This window comes from Sneathiella chinensis, from assembly GCF_012720115.1.
In the GTDB taxonomy this organism is placed as follows: domain Bacteria; phylum Pseudomonadota; class Alphaproteobacteria; order Sneathiellales; family Sneathiellaceae; genus Sneathiella; species Sneathiella chinensis.
Window position 1 is genome coordinate 766,914 of record NZ_VNWN01000002.1, and the last position, 15,931, is coordinate 782,844.

Below are 15,931 nucleotides of genomic sequence, written 5' to 3' on the forward strand. Positions count from 1 at the left end.
ATGATAGGGCAGAAAAGTGGCACGCTGACCGTGGAAACACCGGGCAGGGGCATGACGGATATCACGGGGGAAATCACCCGGTGGCTTCAGGATGTCGGTTTTGAGGAGGGCATTTTGACCGTCTTTATCCAACACAGTTCCGCATCGCTGACCATACAGGAAAATGCCGACCCGGATGTGCAATATGATCTGGATGATTTCCTCGGGCGGGTGGTTCCGGACACGCCGTCCCTATACCGGCATACGGCGGAAGGCGCCGATGACATGCCTGCCCATATCCGCAGTGCACTCACCGATGTGTCGCTCAGTATCCCGGTTCTGGATGGGCGGATGCGCCTTGGGACATGGCAGGGGGTCTATGTGTTTGAACACAGGACCAGCCCCCATCGGCGAAAGCTGGCCTTGCATGTCATGGGAACCTTCGGCGGGCTTTAGCCTGCATTCTCCATCAATCGGATATAGAAGCGGATGATTTCGGCATAATTGTCGATCATGATCCGCTCGTTAGTGCCATGAACGCGCGGCAGGTCCGTCTTGGAAAAGCGCATGGGCAGGAACCGGTAGCTGTCCTCGGCAAGGGCTTCATAATGCTTGGTATCGGACCCTGCCAGCATCAGGCCTGGTGACACCAGCACATCGGGCAACACCTCGTTGATTGTTTTTTGCACAAGGGCAAAATGATCGCTTGTCGAACTGGACACCTTCGAGGGTTCATTGCCCTGTTTGATGGAAACCTCGATGGCCGGGTCATTGATGGTTGTGCGGATATGATCAAGGATGCCGTCAACCGTATCGCCGGGCAACAGCCGGAAATTGACGGTTGCGGTTGCCGTGCTCGGTAACACGTTGTCCTTGGTGCCGCCATTGACGATGGTCGCCGCCGTTGTGGTCCGTACCATGGCGTTGGTCGTCCCGCCCTTCGCCAGTTGAGAGACCAGAACCGGTTCCAGAAGCCAGCGATTTGAAATGACACTGCGAAGCGACAGCGGCATATGAGGCGACAGGGTTTCCAGCATGTCCGAAACCGGTCGGCGCAGGGCCGCAGGCAGGCGGTTTTCTTCCAACCGTGTAATAGCCTTGGAAATTTTCCCGACGGCGGTTTCCCGCGGCGGCATGGAGGAATGGCCCCCCGTTGCCGTCGCGGTCAGGTGAACGGTCAGGTATCCCTTTTCAGCCAGGGCGATGAAGGCGATCGGATCGTCAATGCCGGGCATCAGGCCCTGCACAATCACCATCCCCTCGTCCAGTGTGAAGGCCAGTTGAACGCCCTGTTCCTTCAGATAGGCGGCGATCTGGCCGGCGCCGTTCTTGCCGCCGACCTCTTCGTCATGGCCAAAGGCGAAATAAAGGCTGCGTTCCGGTTGGTGCCCCTGTGCCAGATGATATTCCGCGGCCTCAAGAATGGCGAAGACAGACAGCTTGTCGTCCAGAGTTCCGCGTCCCCAGATCGCCCCGTCGACAATTTTCCCGGAAAAGGGCGGATGGTCCCAGTTGTCTTCCGTTCCCGGTTCGATGGGGACCACATCCATATGGCCCATCAGCAGGATCGGCTTGAGGGACGGGTTGCTGCCCTCCCACCTGTAAAGCAGGCTATGCCCCCCGATTACCTGTCTTTTGAGGTTGGCGGCAACCAACGGGTAGGAACGGTCGATATGGGCGTGAAGTTTTTCAAATTCCGCGACCTCCACCGGGGCGTCATGGGCATGGGAAATGGTTCTCATGGTGACGGCTGTGGCCAGACGAAGCGCGGCGGCATTCGTATCGATGGCGACTTCCGGAATGGATGCCACGGTGTCGGTCTTTACGGTGTTTGTCAGTGTGTTGAAAACAAGGACGCCGATCAGTACCAGCAGCCCGGCTCCCAAAAGCAGAAGAATTCTTTTTATCAATGCCCCCTCCCGTTTTTTGTCTTTCGGGGCATTTTAGAGCGTTCCCTCTATAATGATAGTCTTTTATAGAGGGAACGCATGCAGGTCAAAATCAGATGGCAAAGCCGCCCAGTTTTGTTTCCAGATATTCCTGGATGCCTTCATGGCCGCCTTCGCGCCCAAGTCCGCTTTCCTTCATGCCGCCAAAGGGGGCGGCTGCAGCGGTCGGGTTGATGTCGTTGATGCCGATAATGCCGAATTTCAGCCCTTCATACATCCGGAAAGCCCGGGAGATATTCGGGGTATAGACATAGGCAGCAAGGCCATAGTTGGTGTCGTTGGCCCGCTCCAGAACCTCGGCTTCATCCTCGAAGGTGATGACCGGTGCGACGGGGCCAAAGGTCTCTTCGCGATAGATCAGCATGTCTTCGGTCACATCGGCCAGCACAGTGGGAGCATAGAAATGTCCCTTGTCGAGGCCGTTGTCCAGCAGGCGGTGACCGCCGCAAACCACGCGGGCCCCCTTGGCAACGGCATCCTCTACCTGACGTTCCACCTTGTCGACAGCACCGGGGCCGACAAGGGGGCCGATGCTGATGCCATCTTCAAGGCCGTTGCCGCCGCGCATTTTTTGAACCCGTGCCTGCAGGGTTTCAATGAAAGGTTCGGCAATGGATTTGTGAACAAAAAGGCGATTCGGGCTGATGCAGGCCTGTCCTGTATTCAGGAACTTGACCAGAGAAACCCCCTTGGCCGCATGTTCCGGGTCCGCATCGTCGAAAACGATGAACGGGGCATGTCCCCCCAGTTCCATGGACACCCGTTTCATGTTGGCAGCGGCCTTCTGGTTCAGCATCTTGCCCACATTGGTGGAACCGGTGAAGGTCAGCTTGGCGACCTTCGGGTTGCTGACAAATTCATCCCCGATTTCAGCCGGTTTTTCTGCGGTGACAAGGTTGACGACCCCGGCGGGCAGGCCGGCATCGTGGAAAATCTTGAAGGTCTCAACCGCACAGAGGGGCGTGGATTCCGCCGGCTTCAGCACGATGGTGCAACCTGCGGCCAGTGCCGGGGCCATCTTGCGGGTCAGCATGGAGATGGGATAGTTCCACGGCGTGACAGCGGCAACGACCCCAACCGGGTGCTGCTGCACGATAAAGCGCTGGTCGCCGCGCGGGGCCGGGATGGTTTCGCCGTAAATACGCTTGGCTTCCTCGGCGTACCACAGCAGGAAGTCGGCCGCATACTGGACTTCATTGCGGGATGCTTTCAGGGGCTTGCCCTGTTCAATCGTCATCAGGCGGGCCAGTTCCTCCTTGCGTTCCATCATCAGGCCGTAGGCCTTGTAAAGAAACGCAGACCGCTGGTAGGCCGTTGTTTTTGACCAGGCTTTAAAGGCCTCGCTGGCTGCGTCAATCGCCGCCTTTGCCTCTTTTACGCCGCCGTTCGGGACATCCCCGATGACGTCGCCATTCGCGGGGTTGGTAACCTGAAACCGCGCGCCGTCAATTGCGTCGCACCACTGACCATTGATGTACATATGTCGATCCATTCCTTGTTGATTTTCCTGTTTTTTATTAACGGCCATACCCCGATGGGCCCCTTGCTGTAAAGAGGCAAGGCGCAATCAGGGGCCTGAAGATGCCGGAGATCAGGAGACGGGCCGGGTCAGTGAAAACGCCGGAAAGCGTTGCCCGGCTTGTCCGTGTCATCCATTGATATCTTGGAAACCGCATGAATATGAACGTCATGGGCCCGGTTCTCTGTCAGGGACTCGATGGCGGTTCTTTCCTCTGCGGTATCGTGCGTATGAACCCAGAGAGGAATACCGCCCCGTTCAAGTTGTAGGCTGTAATATCCCTTTCGGCTGTCCCGGTATCGGCGGTCCAGATAGATGCCGATGATGCCCCCCGCAAACCCGGCCAGCAGTGTGACGCCCGCCAGCGGCAGGGAGGACAGGCCAATCAATAACCCGATCCCGGCGGCGCACAGGGCGGCAAGATAAAGCGGCGCGGACAGAAGCACCTTGTTGCGGTCTTTTGTTTCCTCAGGATCGAGGATCGGCCCTCTCAGGATTTCAGGATTATCTTCGGTGCTTGGGGTGTTCTGGACGGGAAGGACATAATTGTTCCCCAGCACCTCGGCGCGGGAAAGCATGGTCATGTCAGACCGGGAAAATCCTTTTCTTTCCAGATCCTCAATGCAGTCGTGGACAGCGCCGGGATCATCAAAAATACCAACGGCTTCCTTTATGACAGGACGGTCGGTTTCGGCAGCGGAATTCGTCTCACCCATGTGAAATACCTCTCTTTCACAGGCCATTCCCCCACTGACTCGAAATTATGAATTGGACAAAATTATACTCTAAAAAGCGGTTTTCATAAAGGGGGTCGAATGTTCGTGTGTCCCGGTCTTGTGTCCGGGCCGTATCGGCGCGATACTGTGAGAAAGGGAGGATGGCTTCATGATGGATGAGACAAAGCAGGAAATAGCCCGGACGGTCGATCAGATCCGCTCGAAAGTGGATGGCCAACCGGTCACGCTGGCCCTTCTTAAGGAAGTCAGGGAGGCGTTGCTGACCCTTGCCGCCCGTAAGGACCTGTTCTCGTTTGACGCCTTTCCGCCGCCAGAAGACGGTGACGGGCCAAATAATTGCCTTTATCGCCTGTCAGAGGATGCGGATCACCGGTTCGCCCTGTATGTGAATGTTGCAAACGGACGGGTCCAGTCGCCGCCTCACGATCACACCACATGGGCCGTGATTGCGGGTGTCCATGGGCGCGAGGAAAACCGGTTTTACAAGCGGGTTCCGGAAGGGGTTGAGCAGACAGGCGGTCAGGTGGTTGCAGACGGAACCGGTGTCTGCCTGCTGCCCGATGACCTGCACAGCATTCATATCGAGCCGGGACAGCCGGTGTTGAATTTTCATATGTACGGACTGGCTTTGGAGCAATTGCCGGGACGCAATTACTGGAGTGCACCGAATAACGAGTGGCGGACCTTTCCGCCGCATCGGGATATTCGCGAGATTTGACCATGACCACCAAAAAAATGTCACCGAAGACCCTGCATGATCAATTGGCCAGCGGGCAGGATGAGCTTGCCTTTCTGGATGTGCGGGAGCACGGAATTCATGCGGAAGGCCATCCTTTTTTCGCCGTTCCGGCACCGCTCAGTCGGATTGAGCTGGAGGTGGAACGCCTGGTTCCCCGCAAGACCACCCCGGTGATCCTGCTGGACCAAGGGGATGGTGAGGATCTTGCCATGCGGGCGGAAAAGGTTCTGACGGGCATGGGATATGCGGACATATCCGTTTTGGACGGGGGCGTTATGGGCTGGCGGGATGCGGGGCTGGAGTTGTTCTCCGGTGTGAACGTTCCCAGCAAGGCCTTCGGGGAATTTGTGGAAGCCCGAAAAGGAACCCCGCATATCTCCGCACAGGAACTGTCGAGCCGTCTTCAGGCCGGTGAGAAAATTGCCATTCTGGACAGCCGCCCCTTTGACGAATACCAGCGGATGAGTATCCCCGGTGGCGTTGATGTGCCGGGCGCCGAACTGGTGCACCGGGTGTTCGAGGTCGTGCCGGATGAAACCACGCCGATTGTGGTCAATTGTGCCGGACGGACGCGCAGTATTATCGGCGCCCAGTCCCTGATTGATGCCGGGGTGCCGAACCCCGTCGCGGCGCTGGAAAACGGAACCATGGGCTGGTACTTGCAGGACCTGCCGCTGGCCAGCGATACCGGAACAGTTGGTGCCGCACCGTCGGCCGAGGCCCTGCACCGCAGTCAGACCCTGGCCCGGCAGGTTGCGGAGCGGGCCGGTGTGCCCCGTATAACCGGAGCGGAGCTGGAGGCGTTTCGGCATGAACAGGACCAGCGCACTCTGTTCATTCTGGATGTGCGAACCCGCGATGAATACGAGGACGGTCATATTTCAGGGGCGCAACATGCACCGGGCGGGCAACTGGTACAGGCCACGGATGAATATGTGGGGGTGCGGAATGCCCGCCTTGTCCTTGTGGATGATCGGGAGGTGCGGGCCTGCATGACGGCGGCCTGGCTGCGTCAGATGGGATGGGAGGATGTCTCTATCCTGACCGATTTTGACGGGCTGGCGCAGGTGAGCGGCCCGGAGGCCGGGCCAGAGGTGAGGGAGATACCGACCCTTTCCCCGCACGAACTGGACGCGGTTCTGGCATCGGGGGAGCCTATTGCTGTTCTGGATATCGGGCCCTCCCTGTCTTACCGGAAGGGGCATGTTCCGGGGGCTCGCTGGGCCATCCGGTCCCGTTTTGATCGGGAATTGGCCTTTTTGCCGCCCGTGGGGCTGGTTATTGTGGTCGCAGAAGATGACCGGCTGGCCCATCTGGCCGCGCCTGAAATTGTCGCTGTTCGCCCGGAAGTGATTGTCCGGGTCCTGAAAGGGGGAAGCCGGGGCTGGAAGGCGGCGGGGCTGCCGCTGGAAGAAGGCGAGACACGCCATCTCAGCCGTCCGGATGACCGCTGGTACAAGCCCTATGATAACCGTGACAAGATACGGGAACGGATGCAGGAATATCTGGACTGGGAAACGGCGCTGGTGAATCAGGTAGCCCGGGATGGAACCGCACGGTTTCGTATTTTCTAGGTTCTATCGCTCGGATTGTGGGTTGCCAAGGCGCCAAAACACAGGTATCCGCTGCGTCACATTAAATTGGGCGCTTAAAGTCTACGGGGCTTCTTGCAATGAAAGAAGTCACCATTTAGCATGGAAAGCGAACGGGCGCAGCAGATGCCCTGAAAAATAATGGAGAAAATCCCGATGGATTTGTCATTCAGTGACGAAGATTTGGCGTTCAAGGCCGAGGTCAGAGAGTTTCTAGAGACGAAACTTCCCGAAGATGTAAGAAGCTACTATAGCCGGGGTATGCATGTGCCCAAGGAGCTACAGGTTCGCTGGCAGAAAATCCTGCACGAACAGGGCTGGATGGCTCCGGCCTGGCCTGTGGAATATGGTGGCACCGGATGGACTGTGACACAGCGCTATATCGCTGCGCAGGAATTCGGAACCATGGGCGCACCGACCCCGATGCCGTTTGGCGTCAGTATGGTGGGTCCTGTGATCTATACCTTTGGCTCGCAGGAACAGAAGGACTATTACCTTCCCCGCATCCTCAATTCAGAGGATTGGTGGTGTCAGGGCTATTCCGAGCCCGGTTCCGGGTCCGATCTTGCGTCCCTGCAGACAAAAGCGGTTCGTGATGGGGACGATTATATCGTCAACGGCCAGAAAATCTGGACCTCCTACGCGCAGCATGCCAACATGATTTTCTGTCTTGTGCGGACAGATTCCAATGCCAAGGCGCAGGAAGGGATTTCCTTCCTTCTTATCGACATGAACACCCCCGGTATCACCATCAAGCCGATTTATGGTATCGACAAGGAAAACACCCTGAACGAGGTGTTCTTCGATGATGTCCGTGTTCCGGTGAAGAACCGCGTTGGCGAAGAGAACAAGGGCTGGACCTATGCCAAGTTCCTGCTGGGGAATGAACGAAGCACCATCGCCCGTGTGGCGCAGTCCAAACGCCGCGTCAACAAACTGAAAGAGATCGCCAAAACCGAACGGGTTGACGGCGGGCTTCTGGCGGATGACAAGGACTTCATGCGTAAGCTGGCCCAGATCGAGGTTGACCTGATGGCGCTGGAATATACGGAATTGAGAATGTTGTCTCAGGAAGCCGCCGGAAAACGCTTTACAGCAGAGCCATCTTTGCTGAAAATCAAGGGAACCGAAATCCAGCAGCGGTTGACGGAATTGCTTGTAGAATCTCTTGGTATGTACGGTGCCCCGTACGAGGCCATGGGCGATTACGAAGGTCGCAATGACACGGCTCCGGGACCGGATTATGCGAACGGCCCCATGGCCGAGCATCTTTATCTTCGGGCGGCAACCATCTATGGCGGCACCAACGAAATTCAGCGGAACATTATTTCCAAGATGGTTTTGGGATTATAAGGAATAATAAAAATGGACTTTGAACTATCTGATGAACAAACACTGTTGAAAGACAGTGTCGATCGATTTGTACAGGAAAACTATTCACCGGAAGCCCGGTTGAAGCTGACGGAAACCGATCTGGGTTTCAGCCGTGACCACTGGAAAACCATGGCCGAGCTGGGCTGGCTCGGCATGCCATTCTCGGAAGAGGTTGGTGGGTTCGGTGGATCACCGGTGGACACCATGATCATGATGGAAAGCATGGGCCGCGGACTGGTTCTTGAGCCGTTCTTCAGCACGGTCATTCTGGGCGGTGCCCTGGTTGCAGAAGCCGGAAGCGAAGCGCAGGTTGAAGAGATCATCCCGACGCTGATCGAAGGCAACCTGATGCTGGCTTTCGCCTATGCGGAAACCCAGTCCCGCTTCAACCTGAATGACGTGGAAACAACCGCAACAAAATCCGGTGACGGTTATGTTCTGTCCGGTCACAAGATCGTGGTTTATCACGGTGATACAGCGGACAAGATTATTGTTTCTGCCCGCACCGGTGGGGAAAGCCGTGACGAGGCAGGTATCTCCCTGTTCGTTGTGGACCGCGATGCCGATGGCGTTGATATCCGGGGTTACAAGACCGTTGACGGTCAGCGCGCTGCCGATATCCGCTTTGAGAATGTCAAGGTCGGTGCCAATGCCCTGCTGGGCACGGAAGGCGAGGCATTCCCGATCATCGACAAGGTTGTTGACCGCGCAATCGCGGCCCTGTGTGCCGAGGCTGTTGGCGCCATGACCGCCGCCAACGAAATCACCAACGAGTATCTCAAGACCCGCAAGCAGTTCGGTATTCCGATCGGCAAGTTCCAGGTCCTGCAGCACCGTATGGTGGATATGTATATGGAAGCGGAACAGTCCAAATCCATGTCCGATATGGCGGCCATGAAGCTTTGCTTTGATGATGTCGTGGAAGCCCGCAAGGCCGTTTCCGCGACCAAGGCACAGGTTGGCAAGGCGGCCAAGTTTGTTGGTCAGCAGGCTGTCCAGCTGCATGGTGGTATGGGCATGACCGATGAATATTCCATCGGCCATTATTTCAAGCGTCTGTCCACACTGGAAATGCTGTTCGGTAACACGGACTATCACCTGAACCGGTTTTCTGCTGCGTCTTAAAAACGATCAGGAATTGCGTTAGAATAAAGCCGGGATGTTCTGTCCCGGCTTTTTTTATGGGAGTGTGAGAATGAGGTTTCCCTGGATTGCCGTTGCCGGCGTGATGGGTGCGATGGGTGTGATCATGGGCGCAATGGGGGCCCATGGTGTGCTTGAAGATACCTACCGGGAAAAACTGTACAGCACCGCGTTCGACTATCATATGCTGCATGTACTGGCGTTGCTGGGGATCGGGATCATGCTGCGCCGTCAGGCGCGGGGGCGGGCCGTCAGCCACGCCGCAGGGGCGCTTTTTGTGACCGGGACCCTGCTGTTCAGCGGATCACTCTATTATCTTGGGCGCACCGGCGAGGTCTTGTTGCCCATGGTGACCCCGGCGGGCGGAAGCCTGCTTATTCTGGGCTGGCTTTGTCTTGCCCTTGGCGGGTTGCATTACGCCCGCAGTTAGCAGACGCCGCCTTCCAGTTCGCCATAGGTCGATTGCTTGAAATGCTTCCGGCAGAGGGCGACATACCGGTCATTGCCGCCAATTTCTTTCTGGGCACCCTCGCGAATGGGGGTGCCGGTTTCATCAACCCGGATGACCATGGTTGCCTTGCTGCCGCAATGACAGATGGTCTTGAGTTCCCTCAGTTCATCCGCCCAAGCCAGAAGATGCTGGCTGCCGGGGAACAGGTTGCCCTGAAAATCCGTCCGCAGACCATAGGCCAGTACGGGAATTTTCAGCTGGTCCGCCACCTCGGACAGTTGGAAGACCTGATCCCGGCTCAGGAACTGGGCCTCATCCACCATGACGCAGTCAATGGGGCGGCTGGTCAGTTCCTTTTTGACGCTGTCCAGCAGGTCAGTATCGTCCGCAAAGAGTTGGGCCGTGGCCTGCAGGCCGATGCGGGATGTAATTTTACCAACGCCATAGCGGTCATCCAGCGCCGCAGTAAATAACAGGGTCTGCATCCCGCGTTCTTCATAGTTGAAGCTGGATTGCAGCAGGGTCGTCGACTTCCCCGCATTCATGGTGGAATAGTAGAAATAGAGTTTGGCCATGCGTCTAGATGTCCTCCCACGGCACGGGAGTGCAGGAATAGGGAATGTAAAGGGGATGCCCCGGCTGGCCCTTTGAGGTCAGCTTCAGAACCTGGGCCTTGATCCCGTTGGTTCGCAGCAGGGTTCGGACCTGTTCGTCCCGGTTTTGGAAATCCCCGTGGCTGCCCCACGCGCAAATCAATGTGTCTGAGGCGCGGGCACTTTCCAGAATGGTGGCATCATTGAGGGGGCCGACAGGCTGGGCCGCTTGTTTCAGGTCCCGTGGGTCGGTGGCACGAAAGGCAAAGATATTGATCACCTCCATGGCGCCAAATCCCATGGCTACGGCACGGCGGTGACAGCGTTCCACCGTCGGATCGTTTCGGTCAGCATCGGCGGTGGACGGGTTTAGCATCAGAAAGGCGACCCGGGGCCCGTCATCCCATTGGCGCCATAGCCGATAGCGGTATTTTTCGCAGTCACTGAACGTTGCGCCGCTTTCCTTGAAATACTGGGCGTCCATGGGGCTAGAAATCCGTGAGCGGGCAATCCGGGAACAGAATGCCGGGTGTGTCAGGCTGCCAGATCGGGCGTTTCTTCATGATGTAGGAAAACCCGTCCGAGCTGGTGCGGGCCTCCAGCCATTGCTGCAGTTTCGGATAGGGGGCGGACTTGAACCAGTCCCGGTCGCTGTTGGCAAACTGGCGGATGAAAGGGAAAATCGCCGCATCTGCCACACTGAAACGATCACCAAGCAGAAAGGCCTGCTTTTCCAGTCTGCGTTCCAGTTCGGCGAGGAATTCTTCCCCGCTCTGTCGATAATCGGTCTGGGACTTTTCAGGAAAGCGGACGAAATATTTGTACTTGTCGAGGGCCGACTTGAAGGGGCCGTCATTTTCCTGGATCAGGGCGTGGGCCTCGGACCGTAATTCCCCGTCATCGGGAAGCCACCCCATTGGGTCGGAGCGTCCCAGTGCCCACCAGACAATGTCGATGCTCTCCTCAATAACAGTGCCGTCCTGCAGCACAAGAACAGGTACGGTTGCCTTGGGGCTGGCCGCGATCATCTCTGCTGGTTTGTCCTTCAGTAGAATATCCCGCAATTCCACCGCCTCGCCGCTATAGGCAAGGGCCAACCGGGCCCGCATGGCATAGGGGCAGCGCCTGAAGCTGTACAGAACAGGCAGGGTGTCCGGGGATGGAGAGGAGAAGGATGCAGACATTTACCGTAACAAGACCTGATTTATTTCCTGAAAACTGGACCGATCGATAAGATTTAGGGCATCAGGCCGGGGCTGTAAAGCGGCGACTGGTCACCACCGCAGGCGGTTCACGCGCCGCATCATGGCAGCGCGATGCCCGGATTCCTGCGGCTGTGGCAGGTCGGAAGGCGGTGTTTTCCGGGGTGGTTCCGGTATGTCGATATCCGGCGTTGGCCGCGACGCGAGCGAGACGGACAAATAGGTGTTGGAGGCTTCCTCTGCCGAGGTTTTTTTCGCCTCGCGTTTGACCAGATGCCCGGCGCTGTCCCGAAGCGGTAAGGGTTTCCGGTTTTCCCGAGGGGATGACAGAAGGCTGACCTCTTCCGGGGCCAGATCCGGGCCATGTGTCATGGCGCTGGAGGGGGCCGGGGCCGGGGGCGCGGCTTCCTGAACAGGTTCAGGGGTGACGATCCCGCGGGCCATCAGGATTTCCGGCTCTTCAAGGGGGTGGGCCGTTTCCGGTGTCGGTGTCTTGCGGACAGGGCGGGAATGGATCAGTTTTTCCGGCTGCCAGAGAGTGCCGGAAACTTTTGGGCGCGGTTTCCGGGAGGCCGGTTTGGGCGCTGGCACCGCCTGTTTAACAGGAGCCGGGGCCGGCGTTGCGATCGGAGCCGGAGCGGGTTCTTGTGCTGTCGGGGCGGGGGTCGGATAGGCCCGGTTCAGGGCATTGAATTTCACCTCGATCTGATCGACAAGATACAGCATAGCCTGACTGAGACGCTTGTTCTTGCGGCGCAGTTTCCGGTTCTCGGCAATAAGCGATTTTTCCCGCTCTGACAGGTCTGGCGAGTCGAGAATATACTGCTCAGGCTTTTTGCTGGTGAAATTCATGAATTACTGACGTGCTCCCCCGGCACTGGTAAAAAACAACCGAGAGAAACCCCCAACATTGTCTTTCGTGTCTTCTCTCATGTTGGGCTGATATTGTAAATCAGTTTCCATAACTTGAAAATACCCTGACGGCTTTTTTATCATTTTTTAGCCATATACGGCGGGACCGCTCCGGCAGAGTGGCGCCGGCGGGGGAGGGGCAGAGGGATTTTACGAAGGCGGCCCGCCCGTGTCAGGGGGTGGGGATGCCCGCTTGCTGGCACTGGCCGGTCAGGAAGGTGCGGCGGATCATGCAACCCTTGTCCATGATGATGGCATAATTGCCTGTGCAGGTGCCGAAGCTGACCCACGCCTCATAGTTATACTCTTCCGCATCCTCACTCATGTTCAGATAGCGGGTGAGATATTCAATGCGGTAAATCTTGTTAAAATCCGCGTTCTGTTCCTTCAGGTTCTGTTCCACGACCGGTTTGCAGTCTTCCGGCTCGTAAGGGGCGAGGGTGGAGTAAATGGAGGACCCCGCCATAGCGGTCGTCCCCCAGATGCCGGACAGGATCAGGGCAAGAAGCAGGGAATGGAATGGTTTCATGACACAGCCTCCTTGAAACGGGATCATGCCGGTTTGAGGGTCGCGGTGATTGTATCAGATAGAGGTAAGTCGAACGGGGCCATAAGTCCAGTTGTCCTTAAAAACCGTCTAGTTGATGGTCAGGTGAAGGGACGGAAGTCCGTCGATCCGGCCTTCAAGCTGGTCCCCTTTCTTGAGCGGGCCGACACCGGCCGGGGTCCCTGTATAAATCAGGTCACCGGGCATCAGGTGATACAGGCCGGACAGGTGACTGATAACCTCGGCAATGTTCCAGGTCATGTTACGAATAACCGTTTCCTGCTTGCGAACACCGTTGACGTCCAGTGTCATGCGGGCGTTCTGGATATCACCGGCATCGTCCAGCGGGACAAGGGGTGCACAAGGGGCTGACTGATCGAACCCTTTGGCGGCATCCCATGGACGGCCTTTTTCCTTGGCCGCGCTTTGCAGGTCCCGGCGGGTCAGGTCAATGCCGCAGGCATACCCGAAGACATGGTCCATGGCTTGTTCTACCGGAATTGCGGCGCCCTCCCGGTTGATCGCCACCACCAGTTCCATTTCAAAGTGAAGGTTGCTTGTGGCGGACGGATAGGCGATGGATGTGCCGCTTTCGACCACCGCGTCTGCCGGTTTCGAGAAAAAGAACGGCGGTTCGCGGGTGGGGTCGCCGCCCATTTCGATCGCATGATCCGCATAATTGCGTCCGACGCAGAAAATGCGGCGAACCGGAAAACGGGTATCCGTACCATGAATGGCAATGGTGGGCGGGGCCGGGGGCGAGAACAGATAATTCATTGGCAGGGAAATCCATGTTGTTTTGTTTTGAATTTCATTCACTATCAGAAATACCATAAGGTTTTTCCCTTGCCTATTCAGAGGCGGAAAAATTAAAGAGAACAAAAATAAAAATCGGGAGAATTCGATGAATGTCTGGCAGGTTGGCTCGGTAAAGATAACCCGTATTGTGGAGATTGAGGCGGCAGGCGGAACGCGGGGGTTGTTACCGGACGCGACGCCGGAAGCGGTCCGGGATATTGACTGGCTGCGTCCCCATTTTGTGACCGAGGACGGCAAGCTGATCATGAGCATTCATGCCCTTGTGGTGGATACCGGAGAGCATCGCATTATTGTCGATACCTGTATCGGAAATGACAAAAAGCGGAATGTCCCGGCGTGGAACAACCTGCAGACCGGCTTTCTGAATGATCTGGAACAGGCTGGGTATCGCCGGGAAGACATGGACACGGTTCTTTGTACCCACCTGCATGTGGATCATGTGGGCTGGAACACCATGCTGGAGGATGGCGCGTGGGTGCCGACCTTCCCCAATGCCCGGTATCTTTTTGCAGAACGGGAATGGAAGCACTGGCAAAGCAACCGTCAGGATGAATATGGCGATGTGATCGAGGATTCGGTTGCGCCGATCGTGGAGGCGGACCTTGCGACCTTTGTGCCGTCCGATTACCGGGTATGCGACGAGGTTTCCCTGATCCCGACACCGGGCCACACGCCGGGCCATGTCAGTGTCCGCATCCGTTCGCAAGGACAAGAGGCGCTGATTACCGGCGATTTCCTGCATCACCCTTGCCAGATGGCCCATACCAATTGGAGCAGTACTGCCGACAACGACAAGGCGCATGCAAGCCGGACCCGCAGGCAGGTACTGACCGAGCTTGCCGGAACACCGACCTTGTGCATTGGCACCCATTTCGCGACCCCTACCGCCGGTTGGGTGAAGCAGGATGACGAGGGGGGCTTCTGGCTGGACGTTGAACCCGGTTAAAAGATCGAGAAATCGGGTGACGGCAATTATTCAGTGTATTAATAACATGACGTTATTCACTGAAAATTACCCGGACTGGTCTTTTGCCCTCTTTCAAACATGCTTTATTTCCAATGGCGACCCTGCTGCTTTTGACAGGATGCGCCGGACAGCTTGTGGTTTCAAAATCGGATGCTTTTCTTCAGAAATATGATCTGCCGGAGCCAAGCATGGAGGCGTTCGTCTATTGTCATGATCACGGGTGCCGTGAGCGCCCGGTCCTTTCGTTGACCGGGGCGGATTGGGATCGGATCAAGGGCCCCTTGGCTGAAAAAGCGAATAGTCCGGCCGAGGAGCGGGGCAATCTGGCCCGGGCCATGGCCGAGTTGGAGAAAATTGGCGGCGAGGCCACCGGAACCACTGCCGACCGGGCCCGGACCGCCTTTGACAATGACCATCAGCTGGACTGCATCGACGAGAGTGCCAATGCGCTGGGACTGCTGCTTTTGCTTCAGCAGCAGGGATTGATCCATCATCACCGGGTCGAAGGCGTTGAAGGGCGGGGCGGGGCGTTCGAGTGGCCACATTTCGCCGCCTCCCTGAAAGAGGTGGCAAGCGGAGAGGTGTTCGCGTTTGACAGTTGGTTCCACGATAATGGCGCCGAGGCGGAGGTCATGCCCCTGCCGGTCTGGAAGGCAGGCTGGAACCCGCCGGGCTTTGATTAGATGACGGGAATGTGAACGCCCGGCCTTTCCGGTTGTGTTAAGACTTCCAACGAGGGAGTTTGCAACAGGGAGTAAGGGAGCCGCATGAAACTCTATGATTTTGTCGGGCCGCCAAGCCCGCGCCGGGTTCGGATGTTCCTGGCTGAAAAAGGCATCGATATTGAACGGGAAATCGTCAATATCCGCGAAGGGGAACAGTTCTCCCCCGACTTCAGGGCCATCAACAATCGATGTACGATCCCGGCGCTGCTGCTGGATGACGGAACGGTTTTACGGGACAGCGAGACCATCCAACGGTATCTGGAGGAAGTATTTCCCGACCCGCCCCTGTTTGGGGAAACACCCGTGCAGCGGGCGGTCATCAATGACTGGTTGCGGGTTATTGATCTGGATGGTTTTGGTGCGGTTGCCGAAGCGCTTCGCAATTCTGTGGGCCGTCTGAAGGACAGGGCACTGACAGGCCCCCATAACGAGGCTCAGAACCCGGCGCTGGCAGAACGGGGCGTGCGCCGGATCGGATATTTTTTCGAGGAACTGGACCGGCAACTGGCGGATCATCCCTATGTAGCGGGCGAGACGTTCAGTGTTGCGGATATCAATGCGCTGGTGGTGGTTGATTTTGCCGCAATGGCGCAGCAGACAGTCCCTGAAAGCTGCGCCAATATCCGGCGGTGGTACGAAACAGTTGCTGCCCGCCCCAGTGCGAAAGCATAGGTCGGAAACCG

18 protein-coding genes are annotated in these 15,931 nt (G+C 57.2%); 9 read left to right on the plus strand and 9 right to left on the minus strand.

The annotated features are described in order from the left end of the window. Complete coding sequence (locus tag FQB27_RS03695) at positions 1-435, plus strand: secondary thiamine-phosphate synthase enzyme YjbQ (protein ID WP_169559503.1); 435 nt, start codon at positions 1-3, stop codon at positions 433-435. Here FQB27_RS03695 and FQB27_RS03700 read toward each other — a convergent pair. The 3 genes from FQB27_RS03700 to FQB27_RS03710 form a co-directional block, all read right to left on the minus strand. Next, entirely contained in the window at positions 432-1,889 is a 1,458-nt protein-coding gene (locus FQB27_RS03700) for a M20 family peptidase (protein WP_169559504.1), read from the minus strand. The two genes, FQB27_RS03695 and FQB27_RS03700, sit on opposite strands and share 4 nt — an antisense overlap. A gap of 91 nt (positions 1,890-1,980) precedes the next feature. After that, positions 1,981-3,408 carry an NAD-dependent succinate-semialdehyde dehydrogenase gene (locus FQB27_RS03705; protein WP_169560057.1) on the minus strand — a complete coding sequence of 476 codons (1,428 nt, stop codon included), beginning with the start codon at positions 3,406-3,408 and terminating at the stop codon, positions 1,981-1,983. A 128-nt stretch (positions 3,409-3,536) separates the two neighbouring features. Further along, positions 3,537-4,163: a hypothetical protein gene (locus FQB27_RS03710; protein ID WP_169559505.1), complete on the minus strand. Its 627-nt coding sequence runs from the start codon at positions 4,161-4,163 to the stop codon at positions 3,537-3,539. A gap of 169 nt (positions 4,164-4,332) precedes the next feature. Between FQB27_RS03710 and FQB27_RS03715 the strand changes: the two genes are divergently transcribed. From FQB27_RS03715 to FQB27_RS03735, 5 genes are all read left to right on the plus strand, one after another. Continuing rightward, on the plus strand, positions 4,333-4,902 hold the full coding sequence (locus tag FQB27_RS03715) for a cysteine dioxygenase family protein (protein WP_169559506.1): 570 nt from the start codon (positions 4,333-4,335) through the stop codon (positions 4,900-4,902). Between the two features lie 2 nt (positions 4,903-4,904). Beyond that, positions 4,905-6,497: a rhodanese-like domain-containing protein gene (locus FQB27_RS03720; RefSeq protein WP_169559507.1), complete on the plus strand. Its 1,593-nt coding sequence runs from the start codon at positions 4,905-4,907 to the stop codon at positions 6,495-6,497. Positions 6,498-6,671: 174 nt separating this feature from the next. Continuing rightward, positions 6,672-7,868 carry an acyl-CoA dehydrogenase family protein gene (locus FQB27_RS03725; RefSeq protein WP_169559508.1) on the plus strand — a complete coding sequence of 399 codons (1,197 nt, stop codon included), beginning with the start codon at positions 6,672-6,674 and terminating at the stop codon, positions 7,866-7,868. A 12-nt stretch (positions 7,869-7,880) separates the two neighbouring features. Continuing rightward, on the plus strand, positions 7,881-9,014 hold the full coding sequence (locus FQB27_RS03730) for an acyl-CoA dehydrogenase family protein (protein ID WP_169559509.1): 1,134 nt from the start codon (positions 7,881-7,883) through the stop codon (positions 9,012-9,014). A gap of 70 nt (positions 9,015-9,084) precedes the next feature. Then, entirely contained in the window at positions 9,085-9,462 is a 378-nt protein-coding gene (locus tag FQB27_RS03735) for a DUF423 domain-containing protein (protein WP_169559510.1), read from the plus strand. On the opposite strand, the gene FQB27_RS03740 is transcribed toward FQB27_RS03735, so the two are convergent. From FQB27_RS03740 to FQB27_RS03765, 6 genes are all read right to left on the minus strand, one after another. After that, positions 9,459-10,058, minus strand: a complete 600-nt coding sequence (locus tag FQB27_RS03740) for a thymidine kinase (protein ID WP_169559511.1) — start codon at positions 10,056-10,058, stop codon at positions 9,459-9,461. The genes FQB27_RS03735 and FQB27_RS03740 overlap by 4 nt on opposite strands. Before the next feature lie 4 nt (positions 10,059-10,062). Next, on the minus strand, positions 10,063-10,560 hold the full coding sequence (locus FQB27_RS03745) for a DUF1643 domain-containing protein (RefSeq protein ID WP_169559512.1): 498 nt from the start codon (positions 10,558-10,560) through the stop codon (positions 10,063-10,065). Positions 10,561-10,564: 4 nt separating this feature from the next. Beyond that, on the minus strand, positions 10,565-11,260 hold the full coding sequence (locus tag FQB27_RS03750) for a glutathione S-transferase (RefSeq protein WP_169559513.1): 696 nt from the start codon (positions 11,258-11,260) through the stop codon (positions 10,565-10,567). Positions 11,261-11,350: 90 nt separating this feature from the next. Next, positions 11,351-12,130: a hypothetical protein gene (locus FQB27_RS03755; protein WP_169559514.1), complete on the minus strand. Its 780-nt coding sequence runs from the start codon at positions 12,128-12,130 to the stop codon at positions 11,351-11,353. Positions 12,131-12,362: 232 nt separating this feature from the next. Next, complete coding sequence (locus tag FQB27_RS03760; protein ID WP_169559515.1) at positions 12,363-12,719, minus strand: hypothetical protein; 357 nt, start codon at positions 12,717-12,719, stop codon at positions 12,363-12,365. Between the two features lie 108 nt (positions 12,720-12,827). Next, the gene (locus FQB27_RS03765; RefSeq protein WP_169559516.1) at positions 12,828-13,514 is read right to left on the minus strand and encodes a fumarylacetoacetate hydrolase family protein; all 687 of its coding nucleotides are present in this window, start codon (positions 13,512-13,514) and stop codon (positions 12,828-12,830) included. A 127-nt stretch (positions 13,515-13,641) separates the two neighbouring features. Here FQB27_RS03765 and FQB27_RS03770 point away from each other — a divergent pair, with 127 nt between their 5' ends. The 3 genes from FQB27_RS03770 (at position 13,642) to FQB27_RS03780 (ending at position 15,920) form a co-directional block, all read left to right on the plus strand. Continuing rightward, entirely contained in the window at positions 13,642-14,502 is an 861-nt protein-coding gene (locus FQB27_RS03770) for an MBL fold metallo-hydrolase (RefSeq protein WP_169559517.1), read from the plus strand. Between the two features lie 113 nt (positions 14,503-14,615). After that, the gene (locus FQB27_RS03775) at positions 14,616-15,206 is read left to right on the plus strand and encodes a hypothetical protein (protein ID WP_169559518.1); all 591 of its coding nucleotides are present in this window, start codon (positions 14,616-14,618) and stop codon (positions 15,204-15,206) included. An 84-nt stretch (positions 15,207-15,290) separates the two neighbouring features. Then, complete coding sequence (locus tag FQB27_RS03780; RefSeq protein WP_169559519.1) at positions 15,291-15,920, plus strand: glutathione S-transferase family protein; 630 nt, start codon at positions 15,291-15,293, stop codon at positions 15,918-15,920. Positions 15,921-15,931 lie beyond the last annotated feature (11 nt).